This is a genomic window from Streptomyces sp. NPDC001604 (assembly GCF_042893475.1).
Taxonomy (GTDB): domain Bacteria; phylum Actinomycetota; class Actinomycetes; order Streptomycetales; family Streptomycetaceae; genus Streptomyces.
In genome coordinates, this window is record NZ_JBIAUY010000007.1 from 95,651 (window position 1) to 117,027 (window position 21,377).

Annotated in this window: 18 protein-coding genes; 9 read left to right on the top strand and 9 right to left on the bottom strand. The window is 68.9% G+C overall.

Annotated features, from left to right (window positions below):
* Window positions 1–33: 33 nt before the first annotated feature.
* The 4 genes from ACFY1E_RS21010 to ACFY1E_RS21025 all read right to left on the bottom strand — a co-directional run bounded on the left by ACFY1E_RS21010 (window position 34) and on the right by ACFY1E_RS21025 (window position 4,345).
* A complete protein-coding gene (locus ACFY1E_RS21010) occupies window positions 34–825 on the bottom strand; it encodes a nucleic acid/nucleotide deaminase domain-containing protein (RefSeq protein ID WP_389078037.1) in 792 nt (263 codons plus the stop codon).
* Window positions 822–1,550 (bottom strand): WXG100 family type VII secretion target, encoded by a 729-nt coding sequence (locus ACFY1E_RS21015; RefSeq protein ID WP_389078039.1) that lies wholly within the window; start codon window positions 1,548–1,550, stop codon window positions 822–824. Before ACFY1E_RS21015 ends, ACFY1E_RS21010 begins: the two co-directional genes overlap by 4 nt.
* Before the next feature lie 126 nt (window positions 1,551–1,676).
* A complete protein-coding gene (locus ACFY1E_RS21020) occupies window positions 1,677–3,488 on the bottom strand; it encodes a WD40 repeat domain-containing protein (protein ID WP_389078042.1) in 1,812 nt (603 codons plus the stop codon).
* Between the two features lie 11 nt (window positions 3,489–3,499).
* On the bottom strand, window positions 3,500–4,345 hold the full coding sequence (locus ACFY1E_RS21025) for a nucleic acid/nucleotide deaminase domain-containing protein (RefSeq protein WP_389078044.1): 846 nt from the start codon (window positions 4,343–4,345) through the stop codon (window positions 3,500–3,502).
* A 327-nt stretch (window positions 4,346–4,672) separates the two neighbouring features.
* On the opposite strand from ACFY1E_RS21025, the gene ACFY1E_RS21030 reads away from it, so the two are divergent.
* The 6 genes from ACFY1E_RS21030 (at window position 4,673) to ACFY1E_RS21055 (ending at window position 10,944) form a co-directional block, all read left to right on the top strand.
* Complete coding sequence (locus ACFY1E_RS21030; protein ID WP_389078046.1) at window positions 4,673–5,551, top strand: DUF1963 domain-containing protein; 879 nt, start codon at window positions 4,673–4,675, stop codon at window positions 5,549–5,551.
* Between the two features lie 112 nt (window positions 5,552–5,663).
* On the top strand, window positions 5,664–6,158 hold the full coding sequence (locus tag ACFY1E_RS21035) for a MarR family winged helix-turn-helix transcriptional regulator (protein WP_389078617.1): 495 nt from the start codon (window positions 5,664–5,666) through the stop codon (window positions 6,156–6,158).
* Between the two features lie 133 nt (window positions 6,159–6,291).
* Window positions 6,292–6,909, top strand: a complete 618-nt coding sequence (locus ACFY1E_RS21040) for a DsbA family protein (RefSeq protein ID WP_389078049.1) — start codon at window positions 6,292–6,294, stop codon at window positions 6,907–6,909.
* Between the two features lie 39 nt (window positions 6,910–6,948).
* Complete coding sequence (locus ACFY1E_RS21045; protein ID WP_389078051.1) at window positions 6,949–7,755, top strand: MBL fold metallo-hydrolase; 807 nt, start codon at window positions 6,949–6,951, stop codon at window positions 7,753–7,755.
* A 2-nt stretch (window positions 7,756–7,757) separates the two neighbouring features.
* Window positions 7,758–8,168, top strand: a complete 411-nt coding sequence (locus tag ACFY1E_RS21050) for a nuclear transport factor 2 family protein (RefSeq protein WP_389078054.1) — start codon at window positions 7,758–7,760, stop codon at window positions 8,166–8,168.
* A gap of 466 nt (window positions 8,169–8,634) precedes the next feature.
* Entirely contained in the window at window positions 8,635–10,944 is a 2,310-nt protein-coding gene (locus ACFY1E_RS21055) for a transglycosylase domain-containing protein (RefSeq protein WP_389078057.1), read from the top strand.
* Between the two features lie 10 nt (window positions 10,945–10,954).
* Here the strand turns inward: ACFY1E_RS21055 and glpK are convergent, their stop codons facing one another.
* Both glpK and ACFY1E_RS21065 read right to left on the bottom strand, forming a co-directional pair.
* Entirely contained in the window at window positions 10,955–12,469 is a 1,515-nt protein-coding gene (gene glpK / locus ACFY1E_RS21060) for a glycerol kinase GlpK (protein ID WP_389078059.1), read from the bottom strand.
* Between the two features lie 42 nt (window positions 12,470–12,511).
* Entirely contained in the window at window positions 12,512–13,279 is a 768-nt protein-coding gene (locus ACFY1E_RS21065; RefSeq protein ID WP_389078061.1) for an IclR family transcriptional regulator, read from the bottom strand.
* A 141-nt stretch (window positions 13,280–13,420) separates the two neighbouring features.
* Here ACFY1E_RS21065 and ACFY1E_RS21070 point away from each other — a divergent pair, with 141 nt between their 5' ends.
* The 3 genes from ACFY1E_RS21070 (at window position 13,421) to ACFY1E_RS21080 (ending at window position 15,430) form a co-directional block, all read left to right on the top strand.
* Complete coding sequence (locus ACFY1E_RS21070; RefSeq protein ID WP_389078063.1) at window positions 13,421–13,849, top strand: ATP-binding protein; 429 nt, start codon at window positions 13,421–13,423, stop codon at window positions 13,847–13,849.
* A 160-nt stretch (window positions 13,850–14,009) separates the two neighbouring features.
* Window positions 14,010–15,206: a cytochrome P450 gene (locus ACFY1E_RS21075; protein ID WP_389078065.1), complete on the top strand. Its 1,197-nt coding sequence runs from the start codon at window positions 14,010–14,012 to the stop codon at window positions 15,204–15,206.
* 2 nt (window positions 15,207–15,208) lie between these two features.
* Window positions 15,209–15,430, top strand: a complete 222-nt coding sequence (locus ACFY1E_RS21080; RefSeq protein WP_389078068.1) for a ferredoxin — start codon at window positions 15,209–15,211, stop codon at window positions 15,428–15,430.
* A gap of 31 nt (window positions 15,431–15,461) precedes the next feature.
* On the opposite strand, the gene ACFY1E_RS21085 is transcribed toward ACFY1E_RS21080, so the two are convergent.
* The 3 genes from ACFY1E_RS21085 to ACFY1E_RS21095 form a co-directional block, all read right to left on the bottom strand.
* On the bottom strand, window positions 15,462–15,839 hold the full coding sequence (locus ACFY1E_RS21085) for a hypothetical protein (RefSeq protein WP_389078070.1): 378 nt from the start codon (window positions 15,837–15,839) through the stop codon (window positions 15,462–15,464).
* A gap of 9 nt (window positions 15,840–15,848) precedes the next feature.
* Window positions 15,849–17,900, bottom strand: a complete 2,052-nt coding sequence (locus ACFY1E_RS21090; protein ID WP_389078073.1) for a family 43 glycosylhydrolase — start codon at window positions 17,898–17,900, stop codon at window positions 15,849–15,851.
* 134 nt (window positions 17,901–18,034) lie between these two features.
* Window positions 18,035–21,172, bottom strand: a complete 3,138-nt coding sequence (locus tag ACFY1E_RS21095) for an RICIN domain-containing protein (RefSeq protein ID WP_389078075.1) — start codon at window positions 21,170–21,172, stop codon at window positions 18,035–18,037.
* Window positions 21,173–21,377: the final 205 nt, after the last annotated feature.

A 21,377-nucleotide genomic window follows, 5' to 3' on the forward strand; every position in this document is an offset into this window, starting at 1 on the left:
CATTCATGGCCGATGCTCGGACGCGTAAATATATCATCTGCTGGCCTGCAGTTCGGGGAGATAGAATTGCATCTCGTCGTTCCCCGCGCCGAAACTGTGCGTCACCTCAGTGTTCGGTAATCTCTCCGCCATCCAGGCACTACAGTTCACCCCGGTATCGCATGGCGCTCTTTCGGTATAGAGCTGGGTTATTCTGTTTTCCTCCCCCTGTCTCAGGAACGGAGTACCAATCATGCGCTCGGAATGCCGGTACCCGTTGCTGCGCGCGACCAGTATGAAATCGCCCTTGCCGTTCGCGCCGTCCACCCTGGCCGCGGCATAGTTGTTGCTTGTGAAGTTCCCCTTCCGGTCCAGGCCGCCGTAGCCCTGGTCCGCGTGCCGGGCCATCTGGGTCGCCACGGAGAGGTCGGTGCTTCCCGCCGCCACCTGCTGCGACGACACCTGCGGCCGCGGAGTGTCCTTGCCCTCCTGGTCCGTTTTGAGCCGGGCATTCCGTTCTCCCAGCCTCGGGCGCCCGATGTTGGCCTCGTCGAGTCCCAGACGCTCCGTGTCCTCGGCCGTAAGCTCGGAATGACCACCGCCGGGATGCAGTCGGCGAATACTTCCGTCGTCGGCCATGTGGTAGACCGGCGTCTCACCCTTGGCGAGCTTCTCGATTTCCGCCGCGTGCTTGGCGTCCGCCTCGAGATAGTTGTGCGAGACTTTCTTCAGACGGGCGTGTGTATCGTGATAGAGGGCCTTGATGGATTTACCGGCGTCCTCGCCGAGCGTTTTACCCAGCTTCTTCGCGCCGTCCTCCAGCGCCGCGGTGATCTTGTTGGTCATTCGAACGTCATCCCGGCAGCCCGAATTCTGAACTCCTCCGCGTGCGCGGCGACCGTGCCGGCGTGTTTCTTCATCAGCTCGGCACGGTTCTGGAGTTCCTCCGGATGGACGGAGAACCCGGTCCCCGCCCCCTGGGCATCGGCCGTCACGCCGAGCGCGGACTCGGCGGTCTTGAACATCAAGCCGCTCGCCGCCCGCCCGACGACCTCGACCAGCGGGTTGACCGCGGCCTCGATGACCGCCCCGATGATGTATTGCTCCAACTGCTGCTCGAGGTAGTCCACGGCCTTTTCCGCCGCCTCCACGATCAGCACCTCGGCGGCCTCCGCCAGTCCGAGGGTGGCAACGGCGGCCGCCTGATCGGCCACGAACGATGCGGCCAGGACCACGAGTTCGGCGATGGCGGCCTCCTTCATGCCGACGATGACGTCGGCAGCCACGTCCAGCGCCGTGGCCACGGCGTGGCAGGCGGTCAGCAGCTCGGACATGTGGCCGTTCGACATCTGCCCCCACTTGGCGAGCAGCGCGTCGTAGGAGGGGCCCTGGTACACGTCGGCCATCTGCTTGATGGTGGCCGTGGAGTCCTGATGCGTCTCGTCCACTTTCGTGGCGAAGTCGCGTACGTGCTGGGCGAACTCCCGTACCTTGTCCTCGTTCACATTCGGCCAGTTGACGCCGATGAACTGAAGCAACGAGACGACTTCTTCGGGTAGTTCAATCGCCAAGTTCCTGCTCCCCCGTCAAGTCCACCAAGACTCAACCAGGTTCGCGCGCGACCTGATCGTTCCATGCCATGACGGGGCAAAGGTTCGACAATGAAAACACTCCCCTCCCACGGGACCAACGCCGTATCAGGCTGCGGGAGGGCGTTGGCTCCACAGCCGCTCGGCGTCGAGACTCAGTGCGTAGGAGCCCTCGCTGCCCCCGATCGTGAGGACGAGCCGGGAATCGGAAGGGGCGGGCTGGTCCGCGACAGCCGGCGGAGGGGTGCAGGCGAGGGAGGAACACGGCAGGAGGAGCGGGAGGGCACGAACCCTGCCGGAAGGCAGATGCCACAGGTGAAGTGAGGCGTCGTTCCAGGCGACGGCGAGGAGAGGCCCGACGGAGGTCTGCTGGGCGGTCATGGCCGTGGCGAGGGCGGGCCGCTGCTCGACGGGGCGGGGCATGGGGTCTGCCGATGTTTTCCAGAGTCGTACCGTGCCGTCCATGGCCGTGCTCATCACCAGCGTCTGCCCGTCGCCTGGCAGGACCAAGCACGTGACCGCCGTGACGGGGGCCGAGTGCAGGACCCGTGAGAGGGGGGCGGTCTCACCGGCCTCCAGGCTCCATACGTGGACACTTCCCTCCTCGTCACCGAGCACGACGACCTTGCCGCAAGGGCTGTGTCCGAGGGCGCTGGGCCGCAGATCCGCATGTGCGAGACCGGCCCGGCCGTGGTGGGCCGCGATGCGGCCGAGGACGCCGCCCGGCTCCTCACCGACGGAGTGAAGAGCGCCGTTGTCGCCGAGCAGAAGCGCGCCGTGCTCGCCGCAGGCCGCCATACCGTCGAGGCGGGGCACACCGGCTGCGGTCCGCGGAACGGAGACGCGGTACGTGCCGGTTCCGGCGTCCAGTTCGAAGAGGCTCCCCAAAGGGTCAGCGGCCAGGATGGTTCCCGGCTTGCCCGGAACGGCCGCCAGGGCACTCACGGCCGTGGCCTGCCGGGCCCAGACGGCCGCCCAGGCGTGGTCTGCGAGGAGGGGCAACAGGTAGCGCGCGAGGAGGGGGCTGGACTCCAGGGCCGCCGCGTGGAGCACGGCCGCACGCTCAGTGGTCTCGTACCGCGCGTCCGAGAGATGCGGCGCCGCCAGCTTCCATGTCTGCCGAAGTCCTCGCGGAGCGGGAAGCCGCTCATCGGCCAGACACGCAGCCAGGGAAACCGTCGACCCGTGGACCAGGAATCCGGGGTCACTGACGAGCCCGACAACGGCGGGCTCAGGTTCGGGCGCGGTCAGTGCCCGGTCCAGGGCATGTTCACGGGCGGTCGCGGACGCCTTGTCCCATTGCACCCGCCCCTCAGGAGTGCGTGGCAGCAGAAAGTCGTCTTGCGCGGTCGCAGCCGCAGTCGCACCGGCGTCCTTGAACGGCTCATCGCCGACGTCGATGGTCGTGACGATCCCGGCGCCTGTCAGGCCGTCGAGGTAAGCGGTGTCGCCGACCTCGACGACGGCGCGGGTCTGCGGCAGCTCCAGAAGAGGTGCGAGAAGGTCACGGAACAGGACCGCCGGATCGGCCGCCGGGCGGTCGGCCGGACCACGACCGGACCGGTGCAGATCCACCACCAGCACGAACAACGGCCTCTGGTCCACAGCGAGCCGCTCGAGCAGCCGCTCCGGCGCGAGCGGCCCGTAGCCGAGTTGGCGCCCGAGTTCCCAGGCGACGGCGTCCGCGAAGAGCCCCTCGGCCAGGACCGTCGCGTGGACCGTGGTCGAGGGATGGCTCGCGGAGCCGGCGAGGAACCAGGCCAGCAACTGGCTCTTGCCGCTGCCTCGCGCGCCGCGCACCAGGCAGAGCCTGGACTTCTCCGGCGGTGCGCAGGCCGCCCACTCGAGCAGGGCCGGCCCGTGGGTGGCGGTGACCCCGTCGGGCGGCGGCCACTGCGTGATGTCCGGGCCCGTGGACACCGGCGAGAGGCTCACTGTTGTGCCGCCGTGCCGTCGTCCGCAGTGCCGGCGTTCTCGCGCAGCAGGCGGAGGCCCTCCGCGCGCGAGTCGGCCGACTCGCCGTAGGAGAAGGTGTGTGTCATCTCTGCGTGCGGGAAGACCTCGGCCAGCCACATCGAGCAGTAGTGGCCCGGCATGAAGCAGGGCTGCAGGTCGGTGTGGATGCGCAGGACCTGCTCCGGACCGACGCCGGCGGCGCGCAGCCGGTCCCACAGCCGCTCTTCGGGGTGGGCGGCGATCGTGCCGGCCTGGGTGACGATCCGTTTGCCGTGCTCGGGGTCGACGTACTCGAAGGCCGCGTAGTTCTCCGCGCTCGCGGTGTCGCGGATGTCGTCCAGGACCCGGGGCCACCAGTCCTCCCGGTCGCCGAAGGCCGACGGGTCGCAGGCCTGCAGGCGTTCCTGAAGAGTCTCGAACGCCGAGGAGGCCACGGCCGGTTGGTCGGTGGTGAGGATGGCGCGCAGGGCGTCACCCAGTTCCAGGAGGCAGGAGGCGAAGGTCTGCGGGGAGGAGTTCACGAAGCGCCGCTCCTCGTCGTAGTCCAACAGCACCGCCCAGACAGCGCCGTGCGGGTCGGCGCACAGTTCGAAACCGCCGTCGCTGCCGAGCCGCGCCCAGGAGGCGCACTCTTCGCGGGCGACACGGCGCCCGGCTGCGGCGGCGTACGCGCCCAGCGCCACCGAGTCGGTGTCGAGCGTGGAGAAGTAGGGGCCGACCCTCCGCGGTACCGAAATCCCGGCGAGGCGCTGCGCGGCCAGGTCACCAGGCCCTTGGTCGCCAGTCGGATCGAAGGTCCGGAAGGTGGTTTCGTCGATCACCGGAGGTTGCTCCTTGGGCTCCGTACGCTGCGGGCTTGTCGGTGTCATCCGCCGGGATCGGCGCGACCGTCAGTATTACTCCAATCGGGGTTCTCATCGAACCAGAGGGCGGAGGAGTGGCTCAACGCGGCGCGGTCGCCGGGCCCCTGTGCCGTCGTGGTTCCGGGTTGGTGCGGTCGTGGCGGCGCCGCCCATTGCGCTCGAACCACGGGACGGGCCTCGTGAACAGAGGCAAGTCGGCTGTGGGACAAGGGTGTCAGACCCGGCGGTTACGCTGCCGTTCGCCGCGGCATCAGCCGTGGCGTGCCGGTCCACCAGGAGTCCGAGATGGCTCGTACCACCCCGCCGCGTCCCGTCGACGTGGAGCTGCTGTTTCCCGAGGTCGCCGCCTACCGCAAGGACACCGTCCGGCTGCATCCACGAGCAGGCGATCCCGGCCCCCGGGACAGCTCGCTGGGCGGTCCGCTCCTGTGGCCGCGGTCCCTGCCATGGCCGCACTGCGACGAGGACCACGGGCAAGTCGGCCCTGAAGCAGGGGTGATGCCCCTGGTACCGGTGCTTCAGCTGTTCGCCACCGAGGTGCCCGAACTGCCGTTCCCGGCCGGCACGGACGTTCTGCAGGTCCTGTGGTGTCCCTTCGACCACGGCGACATGCCTCGGCCGGAGCTGTACTGGAGGGACAGTTCCACGTGTGACGGGGAACTCGCCGCGCACCCCCGGCCGGAGGGCGCCGAGGAGGACTATCTGCCCGTCCCGTGCGTTCTGCACCCGGAACGGGTCGTCGATTACCCGGGCTGGGATCTGCCGGATGAGATCGCCGAGACCCTCAAGGAGCGGTTCGATCGGTTGGAGAAGGAGACCGGTTGGTCGTACTGGCAACACCTGTCGGTCGCCGACGGCGTCAAGGTCGGCGGATACCCCACGTGGACGCAGGAACCGGTCTGGCCCGACTGTGAGGTCTGCGGTCAGCGCATGGACCACCTCCTCACGCTCAACAGCGCGGAATTCGACGGGGCGTCATGGAAAACCTGGCTGCCCCTGGAAGACACACCCGCCACCGGCACCATCTGGGACCTCCCCTACGAGAACCGCCGGCTGATCCAGAGTCCGCCGGGACTGATGTTCGGCGACATGGGCGGCATCTACCTTTTCACCTGCCAACGGTGCCCCGACCGGCCCTACGCCCACACATTCGACTGCTCGTGAAGCGCCTGGCAGCGAGGTGCCGCACCGGCGTCACCCTCTCTCCACATCCGGGGCGCCGGCACGGCATGATCAATGGATGGAAGCCGTGGAAGACCCGACAGGCGGTGGCGACGTGGGTGAGCAGGCGGACATCTCGTCGGCGAGGGACGCTGCGAACGACCCGCTGGTGCTGGCGTTCGGGAGGTTGCAGGGGGCGGCGAACCGGCTGGAGTACATCCTGGGGCGTGCCCTGGAGGAGGAGTGCGGGATCAGCCACCTGATGTTCGAGGTGCTGCTGATCCTGGGGCGGGCGGGTGAGCCGGGCCTGTCGATGCGGGCCATCGCCCAGGAGCAGGTGCTGACCACGGGCGGCGCCACCCGGCTGGTGGACCGGATGGAGGCCGCCGGGCTGGTGGAGCGCGCCGAGGATCCCGGCGACCGGCGCGGCCGGCTGGTGCGCCTCACGGAGTCGGGTGAGCGGACGGCGGTGCGCGCCTCCCGGCTGCACGTGGAGAACATCCGCCGCTACTTCCTGGCTCCCCTGCCGGCCGAGGATCACGAACGGTTCGCCGAGGACCTGCGCATCCTCAGCCACTCGGCCCGGGACGTGTTGCCGCGCCTGCCCTGAGAGACACCTGAGGCGGCAGCGGGGATGTGGCCGGCGTCACACGTGCAGCGAAATATCTGACGAGTCAGTTACTGTTTCCTCAGGCGAGACGCTCGCAGTCGGCGGGCGCACCCTCTCCTTGCCGAGGTCTTCGATGAAGCTGGTCTACGTCTTCGACGCCTATTGCGGCTGGTCGCACGGGTTCTCCGAAACGCTGCTCGAGGTCGTCTCCCGTCACCCCGACCTCCCGCTCGAGGTGGTCTCCGGTGGCCTGTTCACCGGGGCGCGCCGGGTGCCGATCCGAGAGTTCGGTTACGTCCAGGGCGCGAACGCCAAGATCGCCGAGGTGACCGGCGCCGAGTTCGGCGCGGCGTACGAGCGGCTGGTCGCCGACGGTTCGTTCGTGATGGACTCGGAGGCCGCCGCGCGCGGTGTCGCCGCGCTGCGCCAGGCAGCTCCCGCCCGCGCGGCGGAACTGGCCGCCGCCCTGCAGGATGCCTTCTACGTCGACGGCCTCAGCCTCTCCGACCCGTCCACCTACCGGAAGGTCGCCGAGAAGGCCGGGCTGGACGCAGACGCCGTCGTCGCCGCCTTCGAGGGCGCGGCATCGCAGCAGGCCGCCGAGGCCGACTTCCGTCGGGCCGCCGAACTCGGCGTCACCGGCTTCCCCACCCTCCTCGCCGTGGACGAGGCCCGCATCACGCCCTTGGCCTACGGCCGCGCCGACGTCGACGAGATCGATCGGCAGCTCATCGCCCTGCACGCCTCCTGATCGCCTGCCCCCCTTCCCACTCCCCTCAAGGAGCCATCCATGAGCACCCTGTCGTTCAAGGTCCTCGACCTGGACTTCCCCGCAGGCAGCAAGAACAAGACCGCCACCCTCGTCACCGGCGAGAACGAGGCGCTGCTGGTGGACTCCGGCTTCACCCGCGCCGACGGCCACCGCCTGGTCGCCGAGATCCTCGACTCCGGCAAGTCCCTCACCACCGTCTTCATCTCCCACGGCGACCCCGACTTCTACTTCGGCGCCGAGGCCGTCGCCGACGCCTTCCCCGAGGCGAAGTTCGTCGCCACCCCCATCGTCATCGAGCACATCCGGCACTCCTACGAGGGCAAGCTCAAGGCCTGGGCCGCGCTCGGCCCGAACCTGCCCACCCGCCTCGTCGACATCGCGCCCCTGACCGGCGACCTCTCCCTGGAGGGCCACCGCTTCGAGCTCAAGGGCGGTCCGGCCGCCCTGTCCGACCGCCACTACCTGTGGCAGGCCGAGCACCGCGCCCTGCTCGGCGGCGTCCTGCTCTTCCAGCAGGAGCACGTCTGGGTCGCCGACACGCCCACCCCCGGCGACCGCGCCGCCTGGATCGACCTGCTCGACGAAATGGCCGCCCTCGACCCGCAGCTGGTCGTCCCCGGCCACCGCCTGCCGGGCGCGCCCGCCGACGCCTCCGCCATTGCCGCCACCCGCGCGTACCTGCTCGCCTTCGAGGAGGAGCTGGAGAAGGCGGCCGACGGCGCCGCCCTGACGGAGGCGCTGGTCAAGCGCTACCCGGGCAACGGCATGCAGATCGCCGCCCAGATCGGTGCGAAGGTCGCCAAGGGCGAGATGAAGTGGGGCTGACGATGACCGAGTTCGCCTCCTCCACCGCCCCGGCCGACGTCGTACGCCGCCAGTACCTGGCCTCCGCAGCCGGTGATCTGGAGGCCCTGCGCGCCGCCCTGGCCCCCGATGTGGAGTGGACGGAGATGGCCGGCTTCCCGCTGTCCGGCACCTACCGCACCCCCGACGGCGTCACCTCCAACGTCATGGAGAAGCTCGGCGAGGACTGGGACGGCTGGACCGCCCACGACGACACCTACGTCGTCGACGGCGAGAACGTCGTCGTCCTCGCCCGCTACACGGCCGTCAACAAGGCCACCGGCAAGCCGATCGACGTCCGCGTGGCGCACCACTTCGTGGTCCGCGGCGGCCTGATCGTCCGCTTCGAACAGTTCGTGGACACGGCGCTCGTGCTCGAGGCCATGACGCCCTGAGGCCGCCCGAGCCGGCCGTGGCCGCGGTTCAGGCCGTGGCCGCGGTTCAGGCCGTGGCCGCCTCGTACTGCGGGCGGCCGGTGGTGCGGTCGGTCTGGATGGTCAGGCCCTTCGGCGTGGACCGCAGGTCGACCAAGTCGAGGCCCAGGTCCGGCCGGCCGACCCGCTCTGTCGGCGGGCCTGCCCATCGCCTGCGGGCACGAGCGGTGTGCGAAGGCCGGCTCTCGGCAGAGGGCCAACTCCCCCAAGCCGTCCGACTGTTCGCCTGGTCGGACATGGGTCGTGGACCCGTCCCGACCTGCCGGAAAGCCGCCCCCACGAACACCGTCACAGGCATGGTTCGGCCACAAAGGGGAAAATGCTATTCCATTAGTGGTATTTACGGCACTTCGGAGCGGCGCGCCGCGTCCGGTTCGCGCCCCGAGGCGCACCCCCCGACCCTGCCGGCCTGAAGAACGGCGCAGGTATGAACAAGGGGGACAGCGAGTCCGCAGGAAGACCGGTCGCCGCCTGGCGCAGGCAACTTCGCCGTGCGCGGCAGACCCGCCGGCGCGCCCGGCTGCTACGCAAGGCGGCACGCGAGGCGATGCCCTGGTGGCGCAGGGTGTTCCCCACCTGGCGCATGGTGCTCAGCAGCCTGCTCACCATGGTCCTGCTCGCGGTCGCGGCGTTCTTCGCGCTGTACGTGATCGTGCAGGTCCCCGATCCCAACGCCGCGGCGGTGAGCCAGAGCAACGTCTACTACTACGCCGACGGCACCGAGATCGGCCGTACGGGCGCGGTCAACCGAGAATCGCTGCCGCTGTCGGAGATCTCCGTCGCGATGCAGCACGCCGTGGTGGCCGCGGAGGACCGTACGTTCTACTCCAACCAGGGCGTGGACGCCCGCGGCATCCTGCGCGCGGCCTGGAGCACCGTCACCGGCAGAGGGGTGCAGGGCGGTTCCACCATCACCCAGCAGTACGTGCGGAACTACTACCTCACCCGCGAGCAGACCCTCGACCGCAAGGTCAAGGAGGCCATCATCGCGATCAAGGTCAATGAGACGCAGAGCAAGGACTACGTCATGGCCGGGTATCTGAACACCAGTTACTTCGGCCGCAACGCCTATGGCATCCGTGCCGCCGCGCAGGCGTACTACGGCATCCGCGCCTCCCAGCTGAGCGTTCCGCAGAGTGCCTACCTCGCCGCGCTGCTCAAGGCACCCAGCAGTTACGACGTCTCCACCGCGACCCCGGCCCTCAGGGCCGCGGCCGTCGCCCGCTGGAACTACGTCCTGGACGGCATGGTCGACCTCGGCTACCTGGACAAGGACCGGCGCGCCGCCATGGCCTTCCCGACGCCCGAGCCACCTCGGCCCACCCCCGGTGTCGGCGGCCAGGCCGGATACCTCATCGACATCGCCCGCAAGTACCTGGTCGACAACCACATCGTCGACGAGGCCACGCTCGGCTCGGGCGGCTGGCAGATCACCACCACCTTCGTGAAGAAGGACCAGGAGGCGCTGGTCGCCGCGGTGAGGAACGGCCTGCGGGAGCTGCCGGGCACCCGTAAGGCCAGGTCCATCAGGGTCGGCGCGGCATCCGTGGACCCGTCGACGGGACGGATCGTCGCCGCCTACGGCGGACCCGACTACGCCGTCCGTCCCTACAACGACGCCGTCCGGCACGATCTCCAGGTCGGCTCCACCTTCAAGCCGTTCGACCTCGCGGCCGCACTGCAAAACCACGCCACCACTCAGGACGGCCGCGCCATCACTCCCGGGACCCGCTACGACGGCACCAGCCGCCACTGCGTGCAGGGCCTGCCCCGCGATCTGCACTACTGCCCGCCCAACGAGGACGACCGCGACTACGGCCGCATCAGCCTGCGTACGGCGATGATGAAGTCCGTCAACGCCGTGTACGCGCAGGAGGGCGCCGACGCCGGACTCGCCCGTGTCCGCAAGGCCGCCGTCGCAGCCGGACTTCCCGCCGACACGCCCGACATGGGCGCCACACCCGCCCTGACCCTCGGCGTGGCCACGCCCAGTCCGCTCGACATGGCCGGGGCGTACGCGACCTTCGACGACCACGGCCGGCACATGGCCCCCTGGGCGGTGCAGAAGCTCACCCGCGACAACAAGGCGTACGACCTGCCCGGTCACGAGGCCACCCGGGCGTTCTCCCGCGCCACGGCCGACCAGGTCACCTCGGTGCTGAAGGGCGTCGTCAGCCCCGGGGGCACCGGCTATCTGGCCACCGCTCTCGGCCGACCGGCCGCCGGGAAGACCGGTACGACGGACAACAACCTCTCGGCGTGGTTCGTCGGCTACACGCCCGAACTGACCACATCGGTGGCCATGTTCGCCGAGAAGCCCACGGACCACACCCGGATCTCCCTCGGTGACGCCGCCGGCATCAGCCGGGTCAACGGCGGCTCCTACCCGACCCGGATCTGGACGGCGTACATGTCCGCCGCGCTGAAAGGCCGGCCGGTGCACGACTTCCGGCTCGAGCTGCCCGCACAGACCCACAGCCCGCGCACCGAGGCCAGGCCGCACCCCTCGAACCCGCCGACCCACACCGCGCCCCCCACTCAGACGGTTCCCGCCCCTACGACGACCAGGCCCACGCCTTCGCCGAGCACGCCCACCCCGCCGCCGAGCACGCCCCCGGCGACCACGGCTCCCCCCACGCCCACGCCGAGCGGGACCGAACCGCCCACGCCCACGGACCCGCCGTCCACCCCGACAACGCCCCCAAGCGGGACCGGGACCGGTCCGCCACCCTCCTGACACCGGCACATCACGGCCGCTTCGGCGGCTGGATCCACCCCAGGGAGCGCTCCACGGCCCGCTTCCAGCTGGCGTACTCCCACTCCCGACGTCCGGGGTCCATGTCCGGCAGCCACTGGCCGGCCATGTGCCAGTTGCGGCGCAGTACCTGCAGGTCCGGCCAGTAGCCGGACGCGAGCCCCGCCGCGTACGCGGCGCCCAGCGACACCGTCTCGTGGACGAGAGGCCGTACGACGGGAACGTCGAGCACGTCGGCCAGGATCTGCATGAGCAGATGGTCGGAGGTCATCCCGCCGTCCACCTTGAGCTGCTTCAGGGCGAGGGCGGAGTCGGCGTTCATGGCGTCGACGACCTCGCGGGTCTGCCAGCCGGTGGCCTCCAGGACGGCCCGGGCCAGATGCCCCTTGGTGATGTACGAGGTGAGGCCGACGATGACGCCGCGGGCGTCGCTGCGCCAGTGGGGTGCGAAGAGGCCGGAGAAGGCGGGGACGATGTAGCAGCCGCCGTTGTCCTCGACGGTCCGTGCCAGTGTCTCGATCTCGGGGGCGCTGTGGATCAGGCCCAGCCGGTCGCGGAACCACTGGACGAGCGAGCCGGTGACGGCCATCGGGCCTTCCAGGGCGTAGACCGTGGGCTGCTCCGCGATCTTGTAGGCGACGGTGGTGAGCAGCCCGTGCTGGGAGCGCACGAGGTCGGTGCCGGTGTTCATCACCAGGAAGCTGCCGGTCCCGTAGGTGCACTTGGCCTCTCCGGGTGAGAAGCAGGTCTGTCCGAACAGTGCGGCCTGCTGGTCGCCGAGGGCGGCCGTGATGGGTACGCCCGGCAGCAGCGAGCGGGCCTCGCCGTAGCGTTCTGCCGAGGACCGGATCTCCGGGAGCATCGAGCGTGGCACGCCGAAGAAGTCCATCAGGGCTTCGTCCCAGGTCAGCGTGCGGATGTCCATGAGCATGGTGCGGCTGGCGTTGGTGGCGTCGGTGATGTGCAGACCGCCGTCCGTGCCGCCGGTGAGGTTCCAGATCAGCCAGCTCTCGATCGTGCCGAAGAGCACCTCGCCGTCCCGGGCGCGCTGCTCCAGTCCGTCGACGTGGTCGAACAGCCAGCGGATGCGGGGTGCGGAGAAGTAGGTCGATGGGGGCAGGCAGCAGTGTTCGAGGAAGAACTCGTCTCCGGGCTGCTGTCGCAGCTCGTCGACGAGCGGGGCGGTACGGGTGTCCTGCCAGACGATGGCCCTGCCCAGCGGGACCCCGGTCCGCGGGTCCCAGAGCACCGTCGTCTCGCGCTGGTTGGCGATCCCCATGGCCGAGATCTGTCCCGCGTCGATGCCGGCGTTCGACAGGGCCTCGGGTACGACGCGCTGGAGATTGCGCCAGATCTCGACGGCGTCGTGCTCGACCCAGCCCGGCCGCGGGAAGAACTGCTGGTGCTCCCGCTGGGCGACCGACACCAGCCGGCCGCTGTGGTCGAACAGGATGCATCGCGTGGAGGTGGTGCCCTGGTCGATGGACATCACATACCGCTCAACCATGATCGGCCCTCCCTTCCGATGTGTCGCGGAGGTGCTGGGGGCCTACCAGCGGGCCGCGCCCAGGTCTCTGGAGATCGCACGTGCCGCCTCCCGCAGCACGGTGATCAGGGCCGGCTGAGGCCGGCCTTTGGTGTCGCAGATCCGCTCGACGGCGCCGGACACCCCGATCGCACCCACCACCAGACCGCCCTGCCCCCGGATCGGCGCGGCGATTCCGGCTTCGCCCATGCTCATCTCCTGCACCTCGGCGCCCCAGCCGAGCTCCCGTATCTCGGCCAGCGCCCGGTTGATCTCCTCCGGGTGGACCAGGGTGTGCCGGGTGTACGGCTCCGGTGCGTCCTCCAGCAGGGCGTCGAGGGGCGTGGCTCCGAAGGCCAGCAGGACCTTGCCGAGCGAGGAGGCGTGCAGGGGCAGCAGTGCGCCGACGTCCAGCGTCTGGAGGGTGTCGTCCGGCCGGAAGACATGGTGGATGACGAGTACCCGGCCCTCCAGGGGCGTGCCCAGCCGTACGGCCTCGCCGCTGCGGGCGGCCAGGGCGTCGGCCCAGTTGATGGAGCGCGACCGCAGTTCGTTGACGTCGAGATAACTGGTGCCCAGGTGCAGCAGAGCCGCCCCGAGCTGGTACTTTCCGGTCGCCGGGTCCTGCTCCACGAAGTCCACGTGCTGCAGGGTGCGCAGGATTCCGTGGGCGGTGCCCTTGGCCAAGCCCAGCGATGACGCGACCTCGCCCAGCCCCATTCGACGGGATCCGCCGGCGAGCAGGCGCAGGATCGCCGCGGCTCGCTCTATGGACTGGACAGGGCCGGCCATGAAGCGATGGTAGTCCGAGTTTTTCCGTTTTGGGACTGTCGTTCGGTAATGCCGACCCATGTTCATTGACCGGCGGAATTTCCCTCCTTAACGTTCCACAGTCGCACCCGCCCGTCGCACGCGCTTCCCAAAGGAGGAAACATGACAGCAGCGCAGCTCGATGCCGCGCCCCGCGGGGAAGCCGCGCACGTCTTTCCGCTGCCGCACGCTGCGGGAGCGGTCTCGGTCGTACGCCGCCGCATACGCCAGATCCTCACCGACTGGAACCTGGCCGCGGACACCGCCGAGGACGTGCTGCTGGTGGCCTCGGAGCTGCTCACCAACGCCATCGTCCACGCCCTGCCCCCGGCGACACTGAGCCTCTCGCGGAGCGACGTGGACAGGTGCGGAGCCGTACGCGTCGAGGTGACCGACACGGGCCCGGCGGCGGCGGGCCTGCCGACATCCGCCCTCGACCCCGACGAGCACGGCCGGGGCCTCGCCATCGTCACCGCACTGGCGACCCGGTGCGGCGTACACGTGCACCCGGGCGGGACGAGCCGCTGGGCGGAGCTGCAGGTCGTTCCTTAGAGCTTCATTGCAACGCAACGTTGCATTCGACGGCACCGTCATTGCATCAATTTACCGCCGATGACCTGGGAAATTGCCTCGACAGAGATTGACGCAATACCGAATGCAACGTAGCTTTCGGTGAGTCAAAACACGTCATATCTCGAGACGAGGCACAGCCATGAGCGAGTCCCTCCACACCGTGCCGACGCTGCCCACGACGCGTCCGTCCGGCTGCCCCTTCGACCCGCCGGCCGAGTTACTCGACGCCCGCCGGCACGGACCCATCAGCCGCTTCACCCACGTCGGCGGCAGACCCGGCTGGTTGATCACCGGATACGACCTGGTCAGGTCCGTACTGGCCGACCCGCGGTTCAGCTCCCGCAAGGAGCTTCTGAACGTCGGCGACTTCGAGGTTCCTCCGGCGCCGCCCGGCGAGTTCCTCCTCATGGACGAGCCGCAGCACGGGCGCTATCGCAAGCCGCTGGTGGGCAGGTTCACGGTGCGGCGGATGCGCCTGCTCACCGAGCGCATCGAGCAGATCACCGCCGACTGCCTGGACGCCATGGAGAAGGCGGGGCCGCCGACGGATCTGGTGACCGCGTTCGCCAAGCCCATCCCCACCATCGTCATCTGTGAGCTGCTGGGGGTGCCGTACCAGGACCGGGCTTCCTTCCAGGAGCAGATCGACACGTTCATGGGGGGCGAGACCGGCGAAGAGGAACTGATCGCGGCCTACACCGCGACCCAGGAGTACCTCGCCGAACTGGTGGCCGCCAAGCGGGCGAACCCCACCGACGACGTGCTCAGCGAACTCACCGACAGCGATCTGACCGACGAGGAGCTGCGGGGGATCAGCCTCATCCTGCTGGCCGCCGGATTCGACACCACCGCGAACATGCTGTCCCTCGGCACCTTCGCGCTGCTGCAGAACCCGGCGCAACTGGCCGCGCTGCGGGCCGACCCCACGCTCACGGACGGAGCCGTGGAGGAGCTGCTGCGCTATCTGAGCGTCGCCAAGACGTTCATGAGGACGGCCCTCGAGGACGTCGAAGTGGGCGGCCGGATCATCGAGGCCGGCACGACGGTCGTCCTGTCGTACAACACCGCCAACCGCGATCCCGAGCGCTTCGCCGACCCGCACATGCTCGACCTGCAAAGGCAGGACGTCGGCGGGCATTTGGCCTTCAGCCACGGCATCCACCAGTGCCTGGGGCAGCAGTTGGCCCGCGTCGAGATGCGGGTCGCGTTCCGCGCGCTGCTCGACCGCTTCCCCACCCTGCGCCTGGCCGTACCGGCTGAGGACGTCGTCCTGCGCCCGGAGACCGCGGACATCTACGGGGTGAAGAGCCTCCCGGTCACCTGGGACAAGGAGTAGCCATGGCGAAGACGCACCTGCGCATCGACCGTGAGCGCTGCATCGGCGCCGGTATGTGCGCCCTCACCGCCCCCGAGGTCTTCGACCAGGACCCCGACGACGGCCGCGTGCTCCTGCTGCACACCGAGCCGACGACCGCCCACCGCGCGGCCGCACGGATGGCCGCCGGCGTCTGCCCCTCCGGGGCGATCGCCCTGGGTGAGCCGGAAGCCGGCGGCAGCTGATGCCGAGGCGTGCGCGCCCGAACCAGGCGCGTCACGCGAGCCAGCGGGCGGCGGCCTCGTAGGTGGTGGCGGGAGTGCTGTTGAACGCAATGGCCGCATCGGGAGCGTGCCGCCGAATCAGATTGATCACCTGCTCCAGGAGTTCAACCTGATCGTCCGCGTGCCGCAGGCCACCGCCGACGGTGACGCACTCCCACGGGTGGGCTCGCAGCGCATCCCCGACGACCGCTTCCACGTCGACACTTCCGTCGAGTCCGATCAGGCAGGTCGCCACGCCCACCCCGTGCTCGGCGAACTTGGCCAGCCCCGCCTCGATCGCCTTGGCGACCGGCTCGGGATCCCACGGCCCGGGCACCCGGTACGGATCAAGACCGATGACGAGGACGCGGGGTGAGGCGATGGAGTCCATGTCTGCCTACTACCCGGTGACGCGCGGGAAGGTCCATTGCTGGTTGGTGCTGCCCCTGTCGGAGTACTGGATCAGCGCGGCACCGTCGGCCGTGCTGCCTGCGCTGACGTCGAGGACCTTGCCGCTGTTGCGGTTGACCACGACGAACGCGCCCCCGGTCAGCGGGCGCAGTTGCCATTGCTGGCTGGTGCGGCCGTCCGCGGTCGTCTGTACGATCCGCGCGCCGTCCGCGGTCGAGGAGCCTGATACGTCGAGGACCTTGCCGCTGCGCACGCAGGCGATGGTGTGGTAGCCGTCCGCAGTGGACTGGAAGGTCCACTGCTGGTTCGCTGCGCCGTTGCCGGGCCACTGGATCAGGCCGGCGCCGTCCGCGGTCGATCCACCGGAGACGTCGGCGACCTTGCCGCTGCGCACGCTGACGCATTCGTAGGCCCTGGTGGGGGCGATGGTGTACTGCACGGAGTCGACGTCGACGTAGCCGGTGTCGTTGGGGTTGTAGGTGTACAGGCCGATCCGGTCGCCGCGGTATCCGCCCCAGGTGAGCTGGTAGGTGCCGCCGAAGGAGGTGAACGCGCTGCCGTCGAGGCTGTAGGAGAACTGGCTGACGCCGTTGACGTCCCAGGTGGTGCGTAGCCACACGGCGTTCTGCGTGACGACCGGGCCGTTGGTGAGGGTGCCGCCGGCGTTGTGCGCGATCGTGGTGGTGCTCCCGGAGCGGCGGACGCCCAACCCGGCGTAGGTGGCGGCGTAGTGGCACAGTCCGGCGTGCTGGCCGTCGGCGAGGCCGGCCAGTTCGAGGCGGACGGTCACCGTCGCGCCGCCCGCCGTGCGCAGCACCCGCTGGGTGAGGGTGTTGCCGACCTTGGTCAGGTTGTCGGCCGCCAGCGGGGCGAACGCCTTCAGCCTCAGATAGCCGGGGCGTTCGGTCAGCGACCAGTGGTCCGCGCGGGGTTGGTAGTACCACTCCCACTGGGGCTTGAGGCGGGTGTCGGTGAACAGGTCGCTGGTCACCACGGGGGGAAGCGCATCGACCGGCAGACCGGGGGTGCCGCCGGCGGGGACCTGGCCGGTCCACACCATGGTGCCGATGCCGTCCGTGCCGACCTGGCCCAGGATGGGCCAGCCGTCGATCCAGGTCACGGGCAGCAGGGACAGGACGCGTCCCTCCCAGTCACCGTGGCCGTGGTGGGTGACGAAGTACCAGGTGCCGTCCGGGGCCTGTACCAGGCCGCCCTGGTTGGGCTCGCGGTCCACCGAGGTGTTGACGTGTTCGAGCTGTTTGGTCTCGTAGGGGCCGTAGAGGTTGGAGCTGCGGTTCATCATCAGCACCCGGCCCTCGGACTTCACCTCGCTGTACAGGTGGTAGTAGAGACCGTTGATCTTGTACAGCTTGTTGGCCTCGCTGCCCGACGACTGGTGGATGACCGTGGGCGAGCCGACCAGCGACCTGCCGTCCGCGGACAGCTTGAAGAGGTTGATCTTGTAGCCGTCCGAGTAGTGCGAGGTGACCAGGTAGCCCTGTCCGTCGTCGTCCCAGAACGGGCACGGGTCGTCCCAGCCGGAGGTCCGCCACACTGCCGTCAGCGGGTCCCACGGCCCTTCCGGTGACGCGGCCGAGGTCATGAAGAAGCCTTCGTCGGGGGTGTTGAAGTACACCCAGTACCGGCCCGCGTGGAAGCGGATGGCGCCGGCCCACACGCCGCGGCCGTAGCGGTTCATCCGGTCCCAGTTCAACTCCGGTCCGATCTGGGTCACGTCACCGACCGCGCCGCCGAGCGTGCGCCAGTTGACCAGGTCCTTCGAGTGCAGCACAGCAACGCCGGGCGAGTACCCGAACGTGCTGGTGATGCCGTAGTAGTCGGAGCCGACCCGGATGCAGTCCCAGTCGCTGAAGTCGCCCGGGAGGACGGGGTTGACGTAGGTGCCGTCGCCTTGGTCGCCCCACTTGCCTGCCGACAGTACGGCTGCCGCTGCTCTGCCCGGTGACAGCAGGCCCGGCAGCAGGAAGGCCCCGGTACCGACCGCGGCGAGCCGGCCGAGCTGTCTTCTGGTGATGTCCACAAGTCCCGTCCCTTGGTAGGCGTCATCACACGTGAGGGGGTACTGCTCGATTCGAATGCGCGGTGATGGAGGTACGCGGGACGGCGCCGGTCCGGATGGCCGGCTCCGTCCCTCGCACCCCTTTGTCGGGCGGATCAGTCGACGTTGACGACCTTCCACAGCTGGCTGTCGGCGCCCGTGTCCGTGTTCTGGACGAGTTGAGTGCCGCCCGAGGACACGTCGAGCACCTTGTCGCTGTTGACGTTCTTGATCTTGTAGTAGCCGTTTCCGGTGGCGGTCAGGGTCCAGTGCTGGTTCGCGGCATTGCTGTCGGACGACTGGATGACGGACGCGCCGTCCGCGGTCGAAGCACCGCTGATGTCCATGACCAGGGGGGTGTTCCGGCTGACGATCTCGTAACTGCCGTCACCCACCGGGACGAAGCGCCAGTTCTGGTTCCCGGCTCCGGAGTCCGTCCACTGGATGATGTTGGCTCCGGCGGTCAGCGATCCGCCTGACACATCGACAGCCTTGTTGCTGCTCTTGTTGACCACCTTGTAGTTGGCGTTCTTCGCGGGGAACTGGATGGAGGCGAACGCGTCCAGCGCGCAGACGGCGCTGGAGGCGGCGGAGTTCTTCGTCCCCGTGCACACCACCTTGATCGTGTGCGGGCTCGCGGCCAGGTTCGTCTTCTCGAACAGCGGCACCTGCTTCGTCACCGTCGGGGCGTAGGCGTCGATGCCCGCCTGGGCGAGGGTGCCGTCGAGGTAGACGTCCACCTTGCCCATGTTGGGCTGCGTCATGCTGAGATACCGGACGCCCGAGCCGGTGAACGAGAACTCGGCGTAGTTGCCGGCGGTGCTCGTGAACTTCTCGGACCCGTTCATGTCCTTCGTGTCGTTCCAGTTCGACCAGGTGCCGGAGTAGGTCACGCCCGCGGCCTTGTCGTCGACGTGGTTCCAGCGCTGCCGCACCAGTGCCTTCGACGCGGGAGACGCGTTGCCCTGGGCGTCCACGACGTAGAGCCGGTAGTCACCCGCCGTCTGCGGGACGCGGATGCTGGTCGAGGTGCCGCTCGCGCTGGTCATGGTGGGACCGGCGGCGAACGTCGTCGTACCGGCGGGAGCCAGCCACAGGGTCTTGGTCGCATCCTTGGGGCTGCGCACCGGAACGGTCATCACGCCCGTGCCGGCGAACGTGCTCGCGGGCAGCGCGTAGTCCTGCGCAGCCGTGACGGCGGCGGGCAGCAGGTTCTTGTAGGCCTCCTCCAGACCCGCGTTCAGGGCGATGCCGTACGCCTGCGCCGGCCACACGTTGTCCCCGTAGCCCCGCACATCCTGGATCGTGCTGTTCGGGACGTTCCTGTCGAAGATCTTGTTGACGGTGCCGTAGTTGTTGGTGATGGTCAGGTCGTGCTGGCGGCCCCAGGTGCCGGAGTTGATGGTGTACGCCAGGCCGGGGTCGACGTCGAACACGTTGTCGTGGTAGTTGATGAAGGCGGAGCCTTCATCGGGGTGCAGGCCGTACTTGTGGCCGGCCGGGACGCCCTTGATGTAGTTGTTGCTGATCTCCGTTCCCGGCTGGCTGCCCAGCGTGTAGATGGGAGCGGAGTCGCCGAGCACCTGCATCGTGTCGAAGATCTCGTTGTACTTGACGGTGTTGTTCTTCGCCGTGGTGGTCGGATTCCCGGGATTGATCGAGTTCGTCGAACCGTCGAAGTTCCACCAGCCCCAGCCGAGCGTGATGCCCGCCCACGGGGACTTCTCGATCCGGTTGTGCTGCACGGACAGGGAATCGACGAAGTACGCCGACACCGGGCTGGAGCCCTGGAAGAGCACCGCGCTGTCGTAGAGGTAGTTGTCCGCGATCGATATGTTCTTGCAGAGTCCCTCGACGTTCACCGGGTACTTCTCGTTGTTGGTCGAGGTGTAGTCACCGATGTACACGTGCTGGGGGTGTCCCACGGTGAGGGCGGACCCGGCGATGTCGTTCGTGACGTTGCCGGTCAGCTGAGAGTCCGTCACGTCGTTGGCCAGGGTGATGCCGTCGGCGCCGGTGTGCTGCACGGTGTTGCGCTGCAGGACGATCCCGTCGGCGTTCTCGATCTGCACGGCCGCGGGCGGCAGGTCGACGTTGCGGTAGGTGTACGCGTGAAAGTTCTGCCGCGCGTACACGTTCGAGCTGGCGTTGCCCTGCGTCCCCTGCCGGAAGACGGAGCCCGCGACATTGACCAGGTTCCAGTCGGAGTGCTCGACCGTGAGCCCGGAGAACGTGATGTTCCGCGCGTGGTCGGTCCTCGACGTGCCGGCGATCCTGAGGAGGGTGGACACGTTGTTCGGCGCGAAGACGTCCGCCGTGGTCATGTCCTCGGAGCTGGACTTGTAGTAGTAGACCGTGTGCGTGCTCTTGTCGAAGTAGAACTCGCCCGGCTTGTCCAGGAATTCGTACGCGTTCATGAACGTATGGCTGCCGCTGGCTCTGAACGGGCCGTACGGCGGTGCCTGGGCGATGGCCGCACCCGGCTGCTGGAACAGTGCCACGCGGTTGGCGCCGTCCGAACTCGTGGTGATCTGGCGGACGCCCACGATGGCCGTTGTCCAGGTCGTGGCCGACATGATCTCGACGTCGTCCTGGTTGGAGGCGATGGCCGGCAGGTCGGAGAGGCTGTACTTGGCTCCGTCGCACTGCGAACCCGACTCCCAGGCCCAGGGGGCCTGGCCGGCCGTGACGGTGTAAGTCCCGTAGCATCCGGCCGTGTTGATCGTTTTCGAGGCCATCTCGGCGCGCTTGCCGTTGACGTAGAGGGCTCGGAGCTTGTCGTCCCGGTTGAGGGTGGCCTTCCAGATGTTCCCGCTGTGCTGGGTCCAGCCGGACACCTCGACGCCTCCGTCCAGGACCGGCTTCTCGCCCGGGTAGGCGGCGTAGACGATCTGGTGCCCGTTGGTGCCGGAGTCGGCCGAGGTGAAGTTGATCGTGCTGCTCACCGGGTAGGTGCCGCCCCGGAGAAAGACGTTGATGTCCCCCGTCATGTTGTTGTTCACCGTGCGCACGACGTCCCGGGCGTGCTGCAGGGTCTTGAACGGTGCGGAAAGCGTCCCGGCGTTGGCGTCGTCACCGTCGGGGGCGACGTAGTACGTCGCCTGGGTCGCGGCCGAGGCCGGGGTGGGGGCCGTGAGGGAGGTCAGCACGACGGCGGAGACCGCGGTCGCAAGCGCTGCCGCCAGGCTGCGGAAGACGGAGGCGGCCGGGGGTCTGCCCCTCCTGTTGCCTCGGACGGTCGGTAAAGCGTTCATGTGTCGGCTCCTGCGGGAGGTGTCGGTCTGGTTGTGCGGGTCTTCATCGTTGCCCGGTCCCTGAGCGTCCGTCGGGCTCAGGGGCGTCGGCGGACGGCGCAACTTCGCGGGTCGGAATGTGCCGCGCGGTCCGTCCGTCAGACGCGGAGCGGTCGGACGTGCCCGGCCGCAGGTCTGGCGCTGAACACTCTCTTCGGGCCGGACG

Coding starts and splice junctions, on each gene's coding strand:
- ACFY1E_RS21010 (WP_389078037.1), bottom strand. CDS start 825: ATGACCAACAAGATCACCGCGGCGCTGGAGGACGGCGCGAAGAAGCTG.
- ACFY1E_RS21030 (WP_389078046.1), top strand. CDS start 4,673: ATGGCTCGTACCACCCCGCCGCGTCCCGTCGACGTGGAGCTGCTGTTT.
- ACFY1E_RS21040 (WP_389078049.1), top strand. CDS start 6,292: ATGAAGCTGGTCTACGTCTTCGACGCCTATTGCGGCTGGTCGCACGGG.
- ACFY1E_RS21045 (WP_389078051.1), top strand. CDS start 6,949: ATGAGCACCCTGTCGTTCAAGGTCCTCGACCTGGACTTCCCCGCAGGC.
- ACFY1E_RS21050 (WP_389078054.1), top strand. CDS start 7,758: ATGACCGAGTTCGCCTCCTCCACCGCCCCGGCCGACGTCGTACGCCGC.
- ACFY1E_RS21055 (WP_389078057.1), top strand. CDS start 8,635: ATGAACAAGGGGGACAGCGAGTCCGCAGGAAGACCGGTCGCCGCCTGG.
- glpK (WP_389078059.1), bottom strand. CDS start 12,469: ATGGTTGAGCGGTATGTGATGTCCATCGACCAGGGCACCACCTCCACG.
- ACFY1E_RS21065 (WP_389078061.1), bottom strand. CDS start 13,279: ATGGCCGGCCCTGTCCAGTCCATAGAGCGAGCCGCGGCGATCCTGCGC.
- ACFY1E_RS21070 (WP_389078063.1), top strand. CDS start 13,421: ATGACAGCAGCGCAGCTCGATGCCGCGCCCCGCGGGGAAGCCGCGCAC.
- ACFY1E_RS21075 (WP_389078065.1), top strand. CDS start 14,010: ATGAGCGAGTCCCTCCACACCGTGCCGACGCTGCCCACGACGCGTCCG.
- ACFY1E_RS21080 (WP_389078068.1), top strand. CDS start 15,209: ATGGCGAAGACGCACCTGCGCATCGACCGTGAGCGCTGCATCGGCGCC.
- ACFY1E_RS21085 (WP_389078070.1), bottom strand. CDS start 15,839: ATGGACTCCATCGCCTCACCCCGCGTCCTCGTCATCGGTCTTGATCCG.
- ACFY1E_RS21095 (WP_389078075.1), bottom strand. CDS start 21,172: ATGAACGCTTTACCGACCGTCCGAGGCAACAGGAGGGGCAGACCCCCG.